The organism is Rahnella perminowiae (assembly GCF_019049755.1).
Classification (GTDB): Bacteria; Pseudomonadota; Gammaproteobacteria; order Enterobacterales; family Enterobacteriaceae; genus Rahnella; species Rahnella perminowiae.
The window spans coordinates 1-14,364 of sequence record NZ_JAFMOS010000519.1; the positions used below are offsets into that span (position 1 = coordinate 1).

Annotated in this window: 15 protein-coding genes; 12 read left to right on the forward strand and 3 right to left on the reverse strand. The window is 47.1% G+C overall.

Annotation, left to right across the window (positions count from 1 at the left end):
- From gspC to J1785_RS11370, 12 genes are all read left to right on the forward strand, one after another.
- Nucleotides 1-843: type II secretion system protein GspC (gene gspC, locus J1785_RS11315; protein ID WP_238483187.1), on the forward strand; the 843-nt coding region annotated here is incomplete at its 5' end.
- Nucleotides 827-2,806: a type II secretion system secretin GspD gene (gene gspD / locus J1785_RS11320; protein WP_217219424.1), complete on the forward strand. Its 1,980-nt coding sequence runs from the start codon at nucleotides 827-829 to the stop codon at nucleotides 2,804-2,806. The genes gspC and gspD, both read left to right, overlap by 17 nt.
- Nucleotides 2,807-2,809: 3 nt before the next feature.
- The gene (gspE, locus tag J1785_RS11325; protein WP_217219425.1) at nucleotides 2,810-4,336 is read left to right on the forward strand and encodes a type II secretion system ATPase GspE; all 1,527 of its coding nucleotides are present in this window, start codon (nucleotides 2,810-2,812) and stop codon (nucleotides 4,334-4,336) included.
- Nucleotides 4,333-5,550: a type II secretion system inner membrane protein GspF gene (gspF, locus tag J1785_RS11330; RefSeq protein WP_217219426.1), complete on the forward strand. Its 1,218-nt coding sequence runs from the start codon at nucleotides 4,333-4,335 to the stop codon at nucleotides 5,548-5,550. Before gspE ends, gspF begins: the two co-directional genes overlap by 4 nt.
- A 12-nt stretch (nucleotides 5,551-5,562) precedes the next feature.
- The gene (gspG, locus tag J1785_RS11335; protein WP_129955639.1) at nucleotides 5,563-6,018 is read left to right on the forward strand and encodes a type II secretion system major pseudopilin GspG; all 456 of its coding nucleotides are present in this window, start codon (nucleotides 5,563-5,565) and stop codon (nucleotides 6,016-6,018) included.
- A gap of 2 nt (nucleotides 6,019-6,020) precedes the next feature.
- A complete protein-coding gene (gspH, locus tag J1785_RS11340) occupies nucleotides 6,021-6,542 on the forward strand; it encodes a type II secretion system minor pseudopilin GspH (protein WP_129955638.1) in 522 nt (173 codons plus the stop codon).
- The gene (gspI, locus tag J1785_RS11345; protein WP_217219427.1) at nucleotides 6,542-6,931 is read left to right on the forward strand and encodes a type II secretion system minor pseudopilin GspI; all 390 of its coding nucleotides are present in this window, start codon (nucleotides 6,542-6,544) and stop codon (nucleotides 6,929-6,931) included. The genes gspH and gspI overlap by 1 nt, the downstream gene beginning before the upstream one ends.
- Nucleotides 6,928-7,611, forward strand: coding sequence for a type II secretion system minor pseudopilin GspJ (gspJ, locus tag J1785_RS11350; protein WP_217219428.1), 684 nt, complete (start codon nucleotides 6,928-6,930; stop codon nucleotides 7,609-7,611). The genes gspI and gspJ overlap by 4 nt, the downstream gene beginning before the upstream one ends.
- A complete protein-coding gene (gspK, locus tag J1785_RS11355) occupies nucleotides 7,604-8,590 on the forward strand; it encodes a type II secretion system minor pseudopilin GspK (protein ID WP_129955635.1) in 987 nt (328 codons plus the stop codon). Before gspJ ends, gspK begins: the two co-directional genes overlap by 8 nt.
- Nucleotides 8,591-9,766: a type II secretion system protein GspL gene (gspL, locus tag J1785_RS11360; RefSeq protein ID WP_217219429.1), complete on the forward strand. Its 1,176-nt coding sequence runs from the start codon at nucleotides 8,591-8,593 to the stop codon at nucleotides 9,764-9,766.
- Nucleotides 9,763-10,221, forward strand: a complete 459-nt coding sequence (gene gspM, locus J1785_RS11365; RefSeq protein ID WP_217157462.1) for a type II secretion system protein GspM — start codon at nucleotides 9,763-9,765, stop codon at nucleotides 10,219-10,221. Before gspL ends, gspM begins: the two co-directional genes overlap by 4 nt.
- A 38-nt stretch (nucleotides 10,222-10,259) precedes the next feature.
- Nucleotides 10,260-11,072 carry a prepilin peptidase gene (locus J1785_RS11370; protein ID WP_238483189.1) on the forward strand — a complete coding sequence of 271 codons (813 nt, stop codon included), beginning with the start codon at nucleotides 10,260-10,262 and terminating at the stop codon, nucleotides 11,070-11,072.
- An 11-nt stretch (nucleotides 11,073-11,083) separates the two neighbouring features.
- Here the strand turns inward: J1785_RS11370 and bfr are convergent, their stop codons facing one another.
- The 3 genes from bfr to J1785_RS11385 form a co-directional block, all read right to left on the reverse strand.
- The gene (bfr, locus tag J1785_RS11375) at nucleotides 11,084-11,563 is read right to left on the reverse strand and encodes a bacterioferritin (RefSeq protein WP_129955631.1); all 480 of its coding nucleotides are present in this window, start codon (nucleotides 11,561-11,563) and stop codon (nucleotides 11,084-11,086) included.
- 85 nt (nucleotides 11,564-11,648) lie between these two features.
- Nucleotides 11,649-11,843, reverse strand: a complete 195-nt coding sequence (bfd, locus tag J1785_RS11380) for a bacterioferritin-associated ferredoxin (RefSeq protein ID WP_129992326.1) — start codon at nucleotides 11,841-11,843, stop codon at nucleotides 11,649-11,651.
- A 185-nt stretch (nucleotides 11,844-12,028) separates the two neighbouring features.
- Complete coding sequence (locus J1785_RS11385) at nucleotides 12,029-14,347, reverse strand: glycosyl hydrolase family 18 protein (protein WP_217219431.1); 2,319 nt, start codon at nucleotides 14,345-14,347, stop codon at nucleotides 12,029-12,031.
- Between the last annotated feature and the right edge of the window lie 17 nt (nucleotides 14,348-14,364).

Genomic DNA, 14,364 nt, shown 5'->3' on the forward strand with positions numbered 1-14,364 from the left:
ATCCAACACATGTATGCCGCCTGGAATAAAGGACATTGGCCGAAGATATCATTGAAGATCGGAATGTTTATTCTCATAACATTCACCTGCATAATGATTTGTTGCTCAATAATCGCTGTTACTGTACTAAATAGCCGGGAAAGCATTAAGAGCATACCCAAGACCTCCGGTGAGGCCAAAACGCTTGTAAATATACCGGGCACACTCTTTGAGAAACCCAAAAAATCAGCGATTAAAGAGGCAACTCCGCCACCCGCCGTGAGCGTGAAACTCCCCTTACTCCTTAAGGGCGTTCTGACAAGTACTGACACCCGGCGCTCACTGGCTATCCTCCAGGGGCCGTCAGGTCAACAAAGTTATCGTGAAGGCGAAAAGCTCGCTGATGTGGAAAATGCTTACTTGCAGTCGGTAAAAGCAGATGAAGTTCAAATACGAACTCCCAGGGGAATAGCGATTTTATACCTCAATGATAAATCTCGGGAAAATAAACATCTTAAACCAGAAAAAGAGAAGGCTAACAAAGAACATGCAAAATACTTAATGCATTATTTAGTTGCCAACCCCATATATAAAGATGAGAAACTTACAGGTTATAGATTTAACCCCAGAACGAACAGTAATATTTATCTTAGAGCGGGACTTATTCCCGGTGAGGTCGTCATTAAAATAAACGGACAACCTCTTGACGACACCGCAACAGCAGATAAATACATTGAACAACTGGCAAGCCTGAGGGATGTACAACTTACCGTTCTGAGAGAAAGCCAACTTCAGAATATCTATATAAATTTAGCCACTATCGAAACATCGTTGGATACTGAAAGTCATGAAGAAGTTCATTAACCCTCTCTTAGTAAAGGCATGCATATTATTTGCTACCCTTCCAGGAATTGTACATGCGGAAGAATTTACTGCGAGTTTTAAGGGCACGGATATTAAAGAGTTTATTGATACGGTAAGCAAAAATCTGAATAAAACTATTCTTATCGATCCTTCCGTGCAGGGGACTGTTTCTGTCAGAAGTTATGATGTCTTGAATGAAGAACAATACTATCAATTTTTCCTAAGTGTGCTGGATATCTATGGTTTTGCGGTGATCCCCATGGATAACGGGCTACTGAAGGTCGTACGTTCAGCGAATGCCAAAATGTCTGGTGTTCCCGTCGCGGATAAAAACAGTCCCGGTAAGGGAGATGAAATTGTTACCCGCGTCATTACGCTTCTTAACGTGCCGGTCAGAGAACTGGCACCTTTGCTTCGCCAGATGAATGACAGTACAGGCGTAGGGAATGTTGTTCATTACGAACCCTCCAATGTTTTGCTTCTGACTGGCCGGGCATCGGTGGTCAACCGGCTCATTAATCTGGTCGAACGCGTTGACGCGATGGGCAACCAGCAAAGACAAACCATCAAACTAAAATATGCTTCTGCTCCCGAAATGGCTGAGATGATGAACAACCTGGTTCGTGAAGAATCAAAAGGACAATCATCATCCATATTACAAGCCAAAATTGTCGCCGATGAAAGAACCAACACGCTCATTGTCAGCGGGCCAGAGAGCGTACGAAGCCGCGCAGCAAAACTGGTTAATCAGCTGGATAAAGACCAGTCTTCTCAGGGCAACACCCGTGTTTTCTATCTGAAATATGCCAAAGCGGAAAAGATCGTTCCCGTTCTGACAGGCATTACTCAGGAGATGAAAGAAGGCAAAACTGCTCAGACTTCGGCAGCCTCTAACAAACCTATGAGCATCACGGCTGATGAGCAAACCAACTCCATCGTTATTACTGCTCAGCAAGATGTGATGCAGTCACTTGAGCAGGTCATCACCAAGCTTGATATCCGCCGGGCACAGGTGCTAGTCGAGGCCATTATTGTTGAAGTACAGGATGGTAACGGGCTCAATTTGGGTATCCAGTGGAGTAACAACCAGGTTGGTGGAACACAATTTACCGGTACAGGCGCGCCAATATCGACCGTTGCACCCGGAGTACGTCAGTACAAAAAAGAAGGCGTTATCAGCAGCGATAACCCTCTGAGCAGCACTTTGCAGACCTTCAATGGCATGACCGCAGGCTTCTTTAGCGGTGACTGGAACGTCTTACTCACTGCGTTATCTACCAGTAATAAAAACGATATTCTTGCCACGCCAAGCATTGTCACCCTTGATAATAAAGAAGCCTCATTCAATGTCGGTCAGGAAGTCCCTTCCCTTTCCGGCTCACAAACCACGTCTGGCGATAACATTTATAGCAGTGTGGTTTACAAAACCGTCGGCACAAAATTAAAGGTCACACCGCAGATCAATGAGGGTGACTCTGTCCTGATGGACATCGAACAGGAAGTTTCCAGCGTTGATACTTCAACTAACTCGACTCTTGGCCCCACCTTCAATACCCGAACCATTTCTAATGCCGTGCTGGTTCGTACGGGTGAAACTGTGGTTCTGGGCGGCTTACTGGATGACAGCACCAAAGAAACCAAATCCAAAGTGCCGCTGTTGGGTGATATCCCATGGGTAGGCAATTTGTTCCGCTACACCAGCACTGAATCAGCAAAACGTAATCTGATGGTATTTATCAGGCCGACCATTATTCGCGATGATGAAGTTTACTCTTCCCTTTCCAATAAGAAATATTCGCATTTTCAAAAGCTTCAGAAAACACGTCAGGCTGAAGATCATGAAGATCTGCTCACCCCCAATACTCGTTCTGTTTTGCCTGACTACCCTGAGAATAAAGCGCCAAAAACCGCCATACCGGCCACGCCTAATACCGGCAAACCTCGTAATCCGTTTAGTGGATAAGCCATGAACAAGGATAACGAATTGTCACAAAAATCCGCTGTAGAACAATCAGTTCCTGTTCTGCCTTATGCTTATGCCAAACAAAAAGGCGTCACGCGGCTTAATGACGTGCTTTTTTGCCGTCAGGACATTTCAGTGGAAACCCTGCTCGAGGCACGTCGGGTTATGGGGGAAATAACGTCAGTCGAAATAGTGGAAACTACGCTGTTCGATGAAAAGTTATCCGCAACCTATCAGCGTAGCAGCGGCGAATCGCAACAAATTATTGATGATATTGATAACGAGGTCGATCTTCTGTCTTTGTCTGAGGAATTACCGGATAACGAAGATCTGCTGGCCAGTGATGAGAATTCGCCGATCATCCGCCTGATTAATGCAGTGCTTTCTGAAGCCGTCAAAGAGGGCGCTTCGGATATTCATATCGAAACCTTCGAACGCATGCTCAGTATCCGGTTTCGTATCGACGGTGTATTACGGCAAATCCTGCAACCTGCCCGCAAGCTGGCGCCTTTTCTGGTATCGCGTATCAAGGTGATGGCAAAGCTGGACATCGCCGAAAAACGTTTACCTCAGGATGGGCGTATTTCGCTACGTATTGGTCACCGGGCGATCGATATCCGCGTATCGACCATTCCTGCTCAATATGGTGAACGTGTCGTGATGCGTCTTCTGGATAAAAATAATTTATGCCTCGATATTTCACAACTGGGTCTGTCTACGCAGGATGAACAACAGCTGTCGGCATTAATCCATAAACCTCACGGGATTATTCTGGTCACCGGGCCGACTGGCTCAGGTAAAAGCACGACCCTGTACGCCGTTCTCTCGGCCCTCAACAATAACGAGCGTAACATTCTCACCGTCGAAGACCCGATTGAGTATGAACTGGAAGGTGTGGGGCAAACACAAGTTAACCCCCGCGTCGATATGACATTTGCTCTCGGTTTGCGGGCGATTTTGCGTCAGGACCCGGATGTCGTCATGGTCGGTGAGATCCGCGATAATGAAACAGCTCAAATCGCGGTACAAGCTTCACTGACCGGCCATCTGGTGATGTCAACCTTGCATACGAATAGTGCCGTCGGTGCCATCACCCGCTTACGGGATATGGGTCTGGAGCCTTTCCTTCTCGCCTCTTCGTTATTAGGTGTAGTAGCTCAGCGACTTGTGCGACGTCTGTGTCCGCATTGTGCACGGCCGTTCCCGTTAGAGGAGTCTCACCTTCCTTTATTCCACTTTCTGCCTGAGCCACCCTCCTCTGTTTTTAAAGCTGTAGGATGTTCTCATTGCCATTTCACAGGCTATAAAGGCAGGGCCGCCATCCACGAATGTATGGTGGTTGATAACGCTATACGTCAGGCAATTCATGAGAATCAGGATGAATTTTCCATTGAGAATATTCATCGCAAAACCGCCCGAAGCTTGCGGGAAAATGGCCTGCTTAAAGCCATCAGCGGCGAGACTACACTGGAAGAAGTGATCAGAGTTACTGCTGAACAAGAGATAGCGACACAGGGAACAATCTCATGAGTCGCTTCGCCTTTCATGCTACCTCCCCGACGGGCAAAACGCAGCGGGGAGTCATTGACGCTGATTCTCTGCGTCTGGCGCGTCAGATTGTGCGTGAGCGGGGTTTAACACTTATTGAAATAAAGCCGGTTGGCAACCCGCTGATAGCTGGAAATAGTAAAAGTAAGGGATTGAAAACGCGTGTCCCCTCACATGCTGTTTCACTGTTTTCGCGCCAGCTCGCCACATTAACCAATGCAGCCCTGCCCGTAGAAGCCGCACTTGCCGTCATTGCCCGGCAAACCGAGCACGCCGGACTGACGCAAGTGCTCACCACCGTTCGTAACAAAGTGGTGGAAGGGCATACACTTGCCGATGCGTTATCTGATTTTCCTCGCATATTTGATCCGATGTTCAGGACTCTGGTCACCGCAGGTGAAAGAACGGGTCAACTCGGCACCGTACTGGAGAAAATGGCGGATTATTATGAAATCCGCCAGCAGATCAAAAGCAAGTTGTCACAAGCCATGATCTATCCGGCCATGCTCACCCTGGTTGCCATTCTGGTGATCGTCATTTTACTGGTTGCCGTTGTCCCGCAAATCATTGAGCAGTTTGTGCATATGAAACATACGCTGCCTGTGACCACCCGTATTTTAATCGGTGTCAGCGGTTTCCTGGAACGTGAATGGTGGCTGATTGCCATCGTGGTTATCGCTGGCATCGGTACCTTCAGGCTAGCTCTGCGCCGTAAAAATAATCGTATGCGTTTTCATACGATGTTGCTTGGCGTTGTCGTTGTCGGGCCGCTGATCAGGGCCATCAATAGTGCCCGATATGCCCGCACTCTCAGTATTTTGCAATCGAGCGGTGTTCCTTTACTTGATGCGATGAAAATCTCAACAGAAGGGATAACTAACCTGCGGATCCATTATTTACTTACTCAGGCGGCAGAACATGTTCGTCAGGGCAGTTCGCTGTTTGCTGTTCTGGAACAAACCCGTCTCTTCCCTCCCATGATGCTTTACATGATTGCTTCCGGCGAACAAAGCGGACGTCTTGGCGAGCTTATGGCACACGCGGCCGACAATCAGGACAAGCTGATGCAGCACCGGCTTTCAATGGTATTAGCACTGTTTGAACCCCTGCTGATTGTCACGATGGCCAGTATTGTTTTGTTCATCATCATGTCGATTTTACAACCGATTCTCCAGCTTAATAATCTGGTCAGTTAAAGGTACAACTCAATGTTAAATACTCAAAAAAATCATCCCGTTATTCCTAAGAAGCAACAAGGTTTTACATTAATCGAACTGATGGTGGTTATCGTCATTCTCGGCGTGCTGGCGGCGCTCGTTGTCCCTAATGTCATGGGCAACAAAGAACGGGCTGATACACAAAAAGCCGTCAGCGATATCGTCGCCCTCGAGAACGCCCTCGACATGTATAAGCTGGATAACCATCGCTATCCGACAACCGAACAAACTCTGGAAGCTCTTGTCACTTTACCTACCCTGAGTCCGTTACCAACCAATTACCGTAATGACGGGTATATAAAGCGTTTACCCGCTGACCCCTGGGGCAACGAATACATGTTAGTCAGCCCGGGTGAACATGGGGCTATCGATGTTTTTTCTGCCGGGCCTGACAGTGAGCCCAACACTGCGGATGACATCAAGAACTGGGTTGAGAAGGATCAGTAACTTTGTCCGCAGCCAAACAATCCGGCTTTACGCTGCTGGAAATACTGATGGTGTTGGCTATTTTCGCTATTGCAGCAGGGGTAGTCATCATGGTTTTACCGTCTGACAACTCACAAATCCAACGCGCTGAGCAAATGAAAACAGTGATGGAATATGCTTCTGAGCGTGCCGTGCTGGAAGGAAAGCCGCTCGGGCTTTCTTTAACGGCCGGCGCTTATCGGTTTGTGGTTTTAGGTGGCACGCTACCGTTAATACCACAAACACGTGAGCCTCAGTGGGAAGAGATTGAATCTTCCCGCATGCCTGTCAGCGGTGAATTAGCGGGAAACGAAACCCTTTCGCTCAGCCCGTTCGCACTCAATAAATCAATCAACCGTCCACCACAGATTGTTTTTATGCCCGACGGAACACTTTCAGTATTTGAACTCAGTTTCACTTCGTCTGCATCGGAACCGGCTTGTTGCAGCATCATTTCTGAAGGACGACTGCCACTGATATTACATGTCAGAAGGTCTGAAAAATAATGTGCATATCTTCAACACCTGACGCTAAAAATCAGCAAGGTATGACCCTGATAGAAGTGATCATTGCCCTTGGCATCTTTGCCACGGCTGCGCTGGCGTTACTGAACAGTATGAGTTCGCAAATGAGCGCTGTAGACCATCTGCAAACTTCTCTCTTTGCCAGCTGGGTTGCTGAAAATACGCTGATAGAAGCACAGATCAAATCTGCGAAAAAAGTAAAAGGACAAGTGGCACTGGCCGGCCAGGAGTGGTTCGTTGAACAGCAAGTCACACAAGATAAAAACAACAAAATTAGCCAGAACCAGGTACAGGTTTTTCAGGCTGAAGATACACGTTCGCCGCTCCTTTCCGTTAGCAGCTGGACTCAGATAATGGCAAAAAAACCATGAGCAGCCAGCCGGTAGGCAAACAACAGGGGTTCACGCTGATTGAAGTTATGATTGCGATGGCGATATTTGCACTATTAAGCCTGCTGGCTTATCAGATCCTTTCCGCATCCGTAAAAAACAGTGAAATGGCGCAAGAACACACGGCAAGACTGACCGCGATTCAGACAGCATTTTCTTTGATGGAACGGGATCTCACCCAGATATTGCCCCGGAAAATCGCTGAGAAAGAGGCTTTTTTATCCGCCTCTGAGACGTCATTAAGTTTTACTACCATTGGTAGTTATTCTGCCTCAGCACCCTTATCTGCCAGTGACCTTATCCAGGCTACCTGGACATTTACCCACCACACACTAACGCGAAGTGCACAATCTCTTCCTTCCCGGCCACTGAAAGATTCTTCACCGATTCCCGCCGTTACCCTGCTGACAGGTGTGAACTCTCTGCATTGGCGATTCTATTCCGGCAACTGGAGCAATAACTGGAACAATAAGAATGCTTTTCCCAACGTTATTGAACTCGTTGTCACGCTGGACGACATGGGAGAAATACGTCGGTTATTTCTTCTGCCTCAAACCATTGAGGAGATGAATACTGAATCAGCGGAAAAAGCGCCGGAGCAAAGCGGTACGGAATCCGCCGCTCCGATGCCCTTAAACGGGGAGAGCGTCATTAATGAGTAAGCAACAAGGTGTAGCACTACTGATTGTTTTAATGATCCTTGCCATTATGGCTGCATTGGCAGCAAAAATGACGCTGCAATTTCAGGTCAGCCATCAGCGCCAAAGCTGGTTGCTCAATCAACAGCAATTACGCTGGCTAACCTTTGCCGCCGAAGAAATTGCTTTGCCGCAACTTCGAAATGAAATGATTGAAAATCCTACCCGCAACAGTCTTGATCTATTTGCTGTTCAGCAAGGTAACTTCACCGGACAGGACGGGTTTTCAGTGGACTATATTATTGCGGATGGACAAAACTGTTTTAACCTTAACAGCCTGCGTAATAACGCACCTGATACGAAGTCAGAGGATGAACCGTACAATACGCAGGTACTGAAACAGCTTCTTCTCAATGCGCAGGCAACATCCGTTGAAACTGAGCGGTTCGTTGATACTCTCAGCGATTATCTGGATGCCGATAACGAGGCCCGAACTTCCGGTGCTGAATCCGGGTATTACGAAACGCTGGCAATGCCCCGCGCTGCAGCTAACCAACGTCTTTTTTCCCTGAATGAACTGGCGTTACTCCCCGATCTTCCTCGTCTGCCACTCAACCAGATCCGCCAACAGCTTTGCATCCTCCCCGAAGAGTCTCAGCAAATTAACATCAATACGCTGACCGAAGAGCAGGCCCCCCTGTTGAGCGCCTTATTTCTGGGAGGGATTAATCAGGAGGACGCGATGGCATTAATTTCAGCGCGGCCACGCAGAGGCTGGGTTTCTGTTGACGCTTTTCTGAAAGAGGCAAAAAAACAGCGATTTACGCTGGAAATCCAAAGCAGTCAATTAAAGCCTCTGCTGACGGTACGCAGCCAGTACTTCGTACTCTATACGCTAGGGCGGTTTGAAGAACAGCAAAATGCTATGACCAGTTTTGTGCAATTCAATCCAAAGGATTCAAAAATCACAATTTATCAGCGACGCTATCGGGTAATTGAGTAAATGGAACAACTTCATCTGGCCAACAGGCTATTTATCAGGGCTGGCACTTCGCCAGAGCACTCAGTTTATTGGTTCACGGATCAGGCAGAATGTGATGAAGATATTCATTGCCTACCGGATACAGGACATTTATCAGCACTCGCCACACAACCTGCGGCACAAAATGTTTGTCTGTTCATCCCGGCCAGTGACGTCATTTTTCGTCAGATCGTACTGCCTCAGCGCGCGAGTAAAATTACCCGCCAGATGATTGGTTATCTGACTGAGGAAAGTATTGCCGGCGATATCGACACATTGCATTGGGTGGAACTTTATCGTGAAGAGCAGACACTATTTGTGGCGGGTATTGAAGCAGATTATTTAAAAAATTGTCTGCAGCGATTTAGCGATGCAGGACTGACAATAAAGCACATTTATATTGATGCCTTGCTGCTGCCATGGCATGAAGAAGGCTGGTCGATAATGAGGCTTGATGAGCACTGGATCCTTCGACAATCGGAATACTCAGGCTGCCAGGTTGAGCAGGTCTTGCTCGATACGCTGCTTAAAATTGCAACGCCGGAAACCTTATATTATTACGGGGAGGAACAAGAAATCTCTTCTGACTGGGTACGCGCTGACCTGCCTTTCCATCCCCTGATTATGATGAAAAATAATTCTTCATCTGCAGTAAACCTGCTGCAGGGAGAGTTCGCCGTGCGTAAAGAGGAACCCGCCTGGGGGCGGCATCTTCAACGGGTGGCAGCAAGCATGATGATATTCACGGTAATAGTGATGATCAGTGCCAAACTTTTTACCTGGTGGCAGGTTTCACAGCAAGAATCGTTACTGAAAAACGAGATGCTGGCACTGCATCAGACCTGGTTTCCGCAGGACAAGCACACCCGTAATGTAAAGTTCTATTTTGAACAAAATATCAAAAAGGCGCCCACGGCCTTTCTTCCTGCACTGGCGAAGCTCACCGCTTACCAGCAGGAGATCCCGCAAATTACCATCGATAAATTAGATTTTCAGCAAAAGACCAAGCAGTTCACCCTGCAGGTGACGACTGATGACCGGGCAGCGATTGATGATTTTGTCGAACGGACAGACAGCGATTTTCACTTTGCTATTTCAAATTTAGCTACGTCCTCAGCGGGCATCACCGCTACGCTGACTCAGCGGAGTAATTCATGAAACAGTGGCTGATGCTTAAAGATAAACGAGAAAGATGGCTAATACTGATTGCCGCGTTTCTATTGGCAGTGGCTTGTGTCTGGTACGGCATTTTGACCCCGCTCAACAGCCGGATCGCCCAATCCCGGGTACGGATCAACACGCAACACCACCAGCTTGAATGGATGGTTCAGCAGACACAACAGCTCGGCGCGCCTTCAGGAGGGAAGGTCCAGAAAGATAAACTGACGGAAGCCATCAATACCTCAGCGACACATTTATCCCTGCAATTGCCTCAGCTCCTCGCAGACGAACGGGGGATTACCCTCAGCTACGAGCAGATTTCTTACGCTGCACTTTTGCGCTGGCTTGAAGTTCTCAGCCAGGAATACGGTATTCAGGTCGTGGCGATAACGATAGTTACGGGGACCGGGCAAACAGGCAGCGTAAGTGTTCCACAACTCACACTACGCTAAGCAGCAAAGCATTTCACATGAGCGAGGGATGGCAGCACATGGCACATATCACTTCATTATACGGCGGATTTTATCATACCGCTGTCGCCATATTAGGGTTGCTGATGGGCAGTTTCTTGAACGTTGTCGTCTATCGCCTGCCGCTGATGATTCAAAACAGCGGCGCACCGGCCGGCAGTCGCTTCAATCTGAGTTTTCCGGCATCGCACTGTCCGGCCTGTAAGCATTCACTGAAATACTGGCAAAACATACCTTTGCTGAGCTGGCTACTGTTAAGAGGAAGATGTCATTATTGTGGTATCGCTATTTCAAAGAGATACCCTTTCACTGAAATCATTTGCGCAGCCCTGTTTCTCGGCATCTCCTTCTTATTTGTAACCCCCGAGAGCCTGGTAAGTGCACTGCTATTGTTCTGGTTTCTTTTGGCGCTAAGCCTGATAGACCTCGCCACTTACCTGCTTCCGGACCGGCTGACGCTGCCATTACTCTGGGCCGGGTTACTCATTCACTCCGTAGCGGGCAATGTTTCGCTTCAGGATTCAGTCTATGGTGCTGCTGCCGGCTATATTGCACTGTGGACTTTATACTGGGGAGTCAAATTAGTCAGTGGCAAAGATGGGATGGGATATGGTGATTTCAAACTATTGGCGGCGCTAGGCGCCTGGGTCGGCTGGCAGATGTTACCCTGTTTGTGCATTCTGGCCGCGCTGACAGGCATTGTGTTCGCGCTGATCCGTGTGGTTTTTTACAAATTGTCGGGGCAAATACCTTTCGGCCCCTGCCTGGCTCTGGCAGGCGCACTGGTTTACATCAGCCAGGAAAGCAAAACCCTCTGGCTGATGTTTAGCTAAAACACCCGAGATTATTGCGACTCTTCTTTCAGCTGAGACTGGATATAATTCTGAATACCAATACGTCCGATCAGTTCCAGTTCAGTTTCCAGCCAGTCGATGTGGTGCTCTTCATCCGCAAGGATAGTAATCATTAAATCGCGGCTGACGTAATCATGCACCGAGTCGGCATAAGCAATGCCTTCGCGTAAATCCTTCGCCCCTTCCAACTCCAGCAGCAAATCAGACTTCAGCATTTCCTCAACATCTTCGCCGATATTGAGCTTGCCAAGATCCTGCAAGTTAGGAATGCCTTCCAGGAAAAGGATCCGCTCAATATAGATATCGGCGTGCTTCATTTCATCGATGGATTCGTGATATTCGATACCGTTGAGGCGCATCAGCCCCCAGTTCTTAAACATGCGGGCATGCAAAAAATACTGATTGATGGCAACCAGTTCATTTCCAAGAAGTTTATTGAGGTGAGCAATGACTTTTTTATCGCCTTTCATAGGTAACTCCTCCGTTCCGGTACCTAAAGCGTAGATCCGGTTCAGAGTAAGTCAAAGAAAACACCTACTTTTTAGCGATGTATTTTCAGGCGATATTGTCTAGCTGCGGTATCTGCTGTAATTCGTCTTCCATTATCTGGCGCGCAACACGTACACACTTACCGCACTGCGTACCCACAGGAACAAAGTTTCTGAGTTGCTGAAACGTCTGAGGCTGATAACGACGAACCACCTGCCGTATCGTTTTATCACTGACACTGTTGCATAAACACACGTACATAGAAACCACACATCGCATAAAACTTAAGCTAACTGTAAATGAGAATGGTTAGTATTGCAAATCTCATCGCCAACAAATTTCTGGTCACCGTACTTGCAGAAAAGGGCCGGTCCCCGTCGGGAAGCCAGCCCTTACCTTCATGTTATTGCATTATTCTTAAATCCATATCTCATGAAAATGAAATATTACTTTTTCAGCACTTCCGGTGTAACTGTCAGATGCGATAACACTTTCAGACGTTTTGCGCCTGGCGTGTTTCCATCGGCAAGAACAAGTGAAAACTCGTCGCCTGCTTTTGCTCTCGCAAAATCATAGGTTGAATAAAAGTGATTAAACGAAAGCTCCGCATACCCATCGCTATATTGACTGGTATTCTTACCCACGAGATCCATCTTATAAAATGACTGTGAAAGTTCCGAACTGGTGACTTTGCCATTGCTGTCTTTATGGTCAATAACCAGATTCAGGTATTGCCGTGATTGTACAAGATCCTTGTCAAGGTCCACATTGAAGGTTAATTTCCCCTGGTGTTCATCAAAATACGTTTTATGCACATCCTGAATCTCAGCAGTATTGAGCATGTCCTGGGTCGCGGTGAAACTGCCATAAACTTTACTCTCATCTTCGGCATCAACAATACTGACTACCACCCCAGGCTCAACAAACATACTGACCGATAGACAGCGAGAAATAATGTCACCCCCTGTATCTTTACTGGCACAGAAAGTAGCACCTTCACCTTTTCCGAAATCCCATATTATGGTTTCTTTGGCTGTTGGGCTTGGGACCAGAAGCTTGAAGTTTTTGTTATTATAACTCGAGCGATCCATATCCCACTTAACCACGAGAGAAGCCTTGTCATTTGCAATGTCACGCCCCGCCTGTAAGTTTGTAATATGTGGCTCATCAACAGGTTTAGACAGAACACTTTTAACAATGGCGCCTAATTCATGGGATGAAGTATCACCACTCAGATCCCATATTATTGCCCCACCGAAACCCTGTGCATTAATGTAATCTACTTTTTCCTGAACCGACTGCGGATCATCATAGGTGATAAATTCTTTTGTTTTAGCATTATAAAGATAAGGCACACCAGATTCGCTATCCCAATAACGGGCATAATCCGCATTGGCCAGTTTATCTTTCAGTACATACCATGGATTGGTTCCGGTAAATTCTCCGACATCATCCCATGCACCATGAATCGACGCAGAACCCGTTGCGAACAGACCTGGAAGACCAGGGATGATTTGAGTGGCTGCCACATCGCCCCATGCACGACCATAATAAGGAATACCCATCATCAGCTTACTCTTCGGAACCTGCCAGGTGGTGGCGTATTCATGCATTGCTGAGGAGACATTGAGTTTAGGATCAGCATCCTGGCGGTTGGCATATAATGGAGCATTATGACCGGTGATAGGATCAAATGCGCCGTGTATGTCATAGGCCATGACGTTTACTGAATCCAGCAGTGGCGTAGTTTCGGCAGGGTTTATGAATTCTATATTCTTATGATTCGTGGTGACGGCTGCCGATAACTGGAAATAAATATCATTTTGCAAACCAGCAGTATCGAGCTTGCTGCGTAAAACTTTAATCAGGTTGGTAAATTGCGCTTTTTCCTGATCATTATCTGGATATTCCCAGTCAATATCTACGCCATGGAATTTCCATTTCAGCACATAATCTACAATACTTTGCGCTAAACGTTCAGTACCTTCCTGGGTTGCTGTTGCCGCTTCGAACACACCTTCTTGTGAATTATCCCACCCGCCTATTGATAACATATTAGTGATACCGCGGTAGTTGGCGATATCCGCAATTTCTTTCATCAACTCTGGCGCTTTAGCCGTATCATGAGCCGTAATGACACCATTCTTTATCACAGCAAAACCATAGTTCAGATGTGAAATCTGGTCAGTCGCAATCTTATCCGGTGTAAAGTAGTTATGAGCCTCGTAAACTCCCCACTCAGGGAAATACCCGATAACTTTCCGCTGAGCGGCAACTTTGGCCTTAGTGTCTGCCTGATACTGCAGTGCTTTTTCCCCAGTCCATGGCGTAAAATAGTAAGTCCCTAAAATATTAGACTGAAGGTTTGTTGGCTCACCTTTCAACCAGACTGAATTTTCGCCAGGAATTTCTCCCGGATTCGCCCACCATTGGTTTGTCCAGTAGTAGCCATTGTAGCGAACTTTTGTTTGAGGGGTGCTGTATGCCTTATCCGCATCATAGCTCGGGGTATTGATAACGTTATAATCTAAATTCGCAACAACAACCGTTTCCCTGCCAGGGAAATTATTCCCTACCCCGTATGATTCTCCATCAGTGGTAGTTCCAAATACTAACCAGGTTGCACCATTATCTGTTGTGCGCATCATAGTGGCACCATTGGTGCCCTCAATCTGGTTGGTATCATCATTGGCTTTTAATTCTGCCATTGCTGAGGCAGAAACGAGAGACAACGACACCAATGCGGCGATATATTTCAGCTTCATAAATAATCCTTATTTAT

Bases quoted from the DNA above. Each gene is read 5' to 3' on its own strand.
- J1785_RS11370 (WP_238483189.1), top strand. From the start codon at position 10,260: ATGGCACATATCACTTCATTATACGGCGGATTTTATCATACCGCTGTC.
- gspE (WP_217219425.1), top strand. From the start codon at position 2,810: ATGAACAAGGATAACGAATTGTCACAAAAATCCGCTGTAGAACAATCA.
- bfd (WP_129992326.1), bottom strand. From the start codon at position 11,843: ATGTACGTGTGTTTATGCAACAGTGTCAGTGATAAAACGATACGGCAG.
- gspD (WP_217219424.1), top strand. From the start codon at position 827: ATGAAGAAGTTCATTAACCCTCTCTTAGTAAAGGCATGCATATTATTT.
- gspI (WP_217219427.1), top strand. From the start codon at position 6,542: ATGTGCATATCTTCAACACCTGACGCTAAAAATCAGCAAGGTATGACC.
- gspL (WP_217219429.1), top strand. From the start codon at position 8,591: ATGGAACAACTTCATCTGGCCAACAGGCTATTTATCAGGGCTGGCACT.
- gspM (WP_217157462.1), top strand. From the start codon at position 9,763: ATGAAACAGTGGCTGATGCTTAAAGATAAACGAGAAAGATGGCTAATA.
- J1785_RS11385 (WP_217219431.1), bottom strand. From the start codon at position 14,347: ATGAAGCTGAAATATATCGCCGCATTGGTGTCGTTGTCTCTCGTTTCT.
- bfr (WP_129955631.1), bottom strand. From the start codon at position 11,563: ATGAAAGGCGATAAAAAAGTCATTGCTCACCTCAATAAACTTCTTGGA.
- gspJ (WP_217219428.1), top strand. From the start codon at position 6,928: ATGAGCAGCCAGCCGGTAGGCAAACAACAGGGGTTCACGCTGATTGAA.
- gspK (WP_129955635.1), top strand. From the start codon at position 7,604: ATGAGTAAGCAACAAGGTGTAGCACTACTGATTGTTTTAATGATCCTT.
- gspF (WP_217219426.1), top strand. From the start codon at position 4,333: ATGAGTCGCTTCGCCTTTCATGCTACCTCCCCGACGGGCAAAACGCAG.
- gspG (WP_129955639.1), top strand. From the start codon at position 5,563: ATGTTAAATACTCAAAAAAATCATCCCGTTATTCCTAAGAAGCAACAA.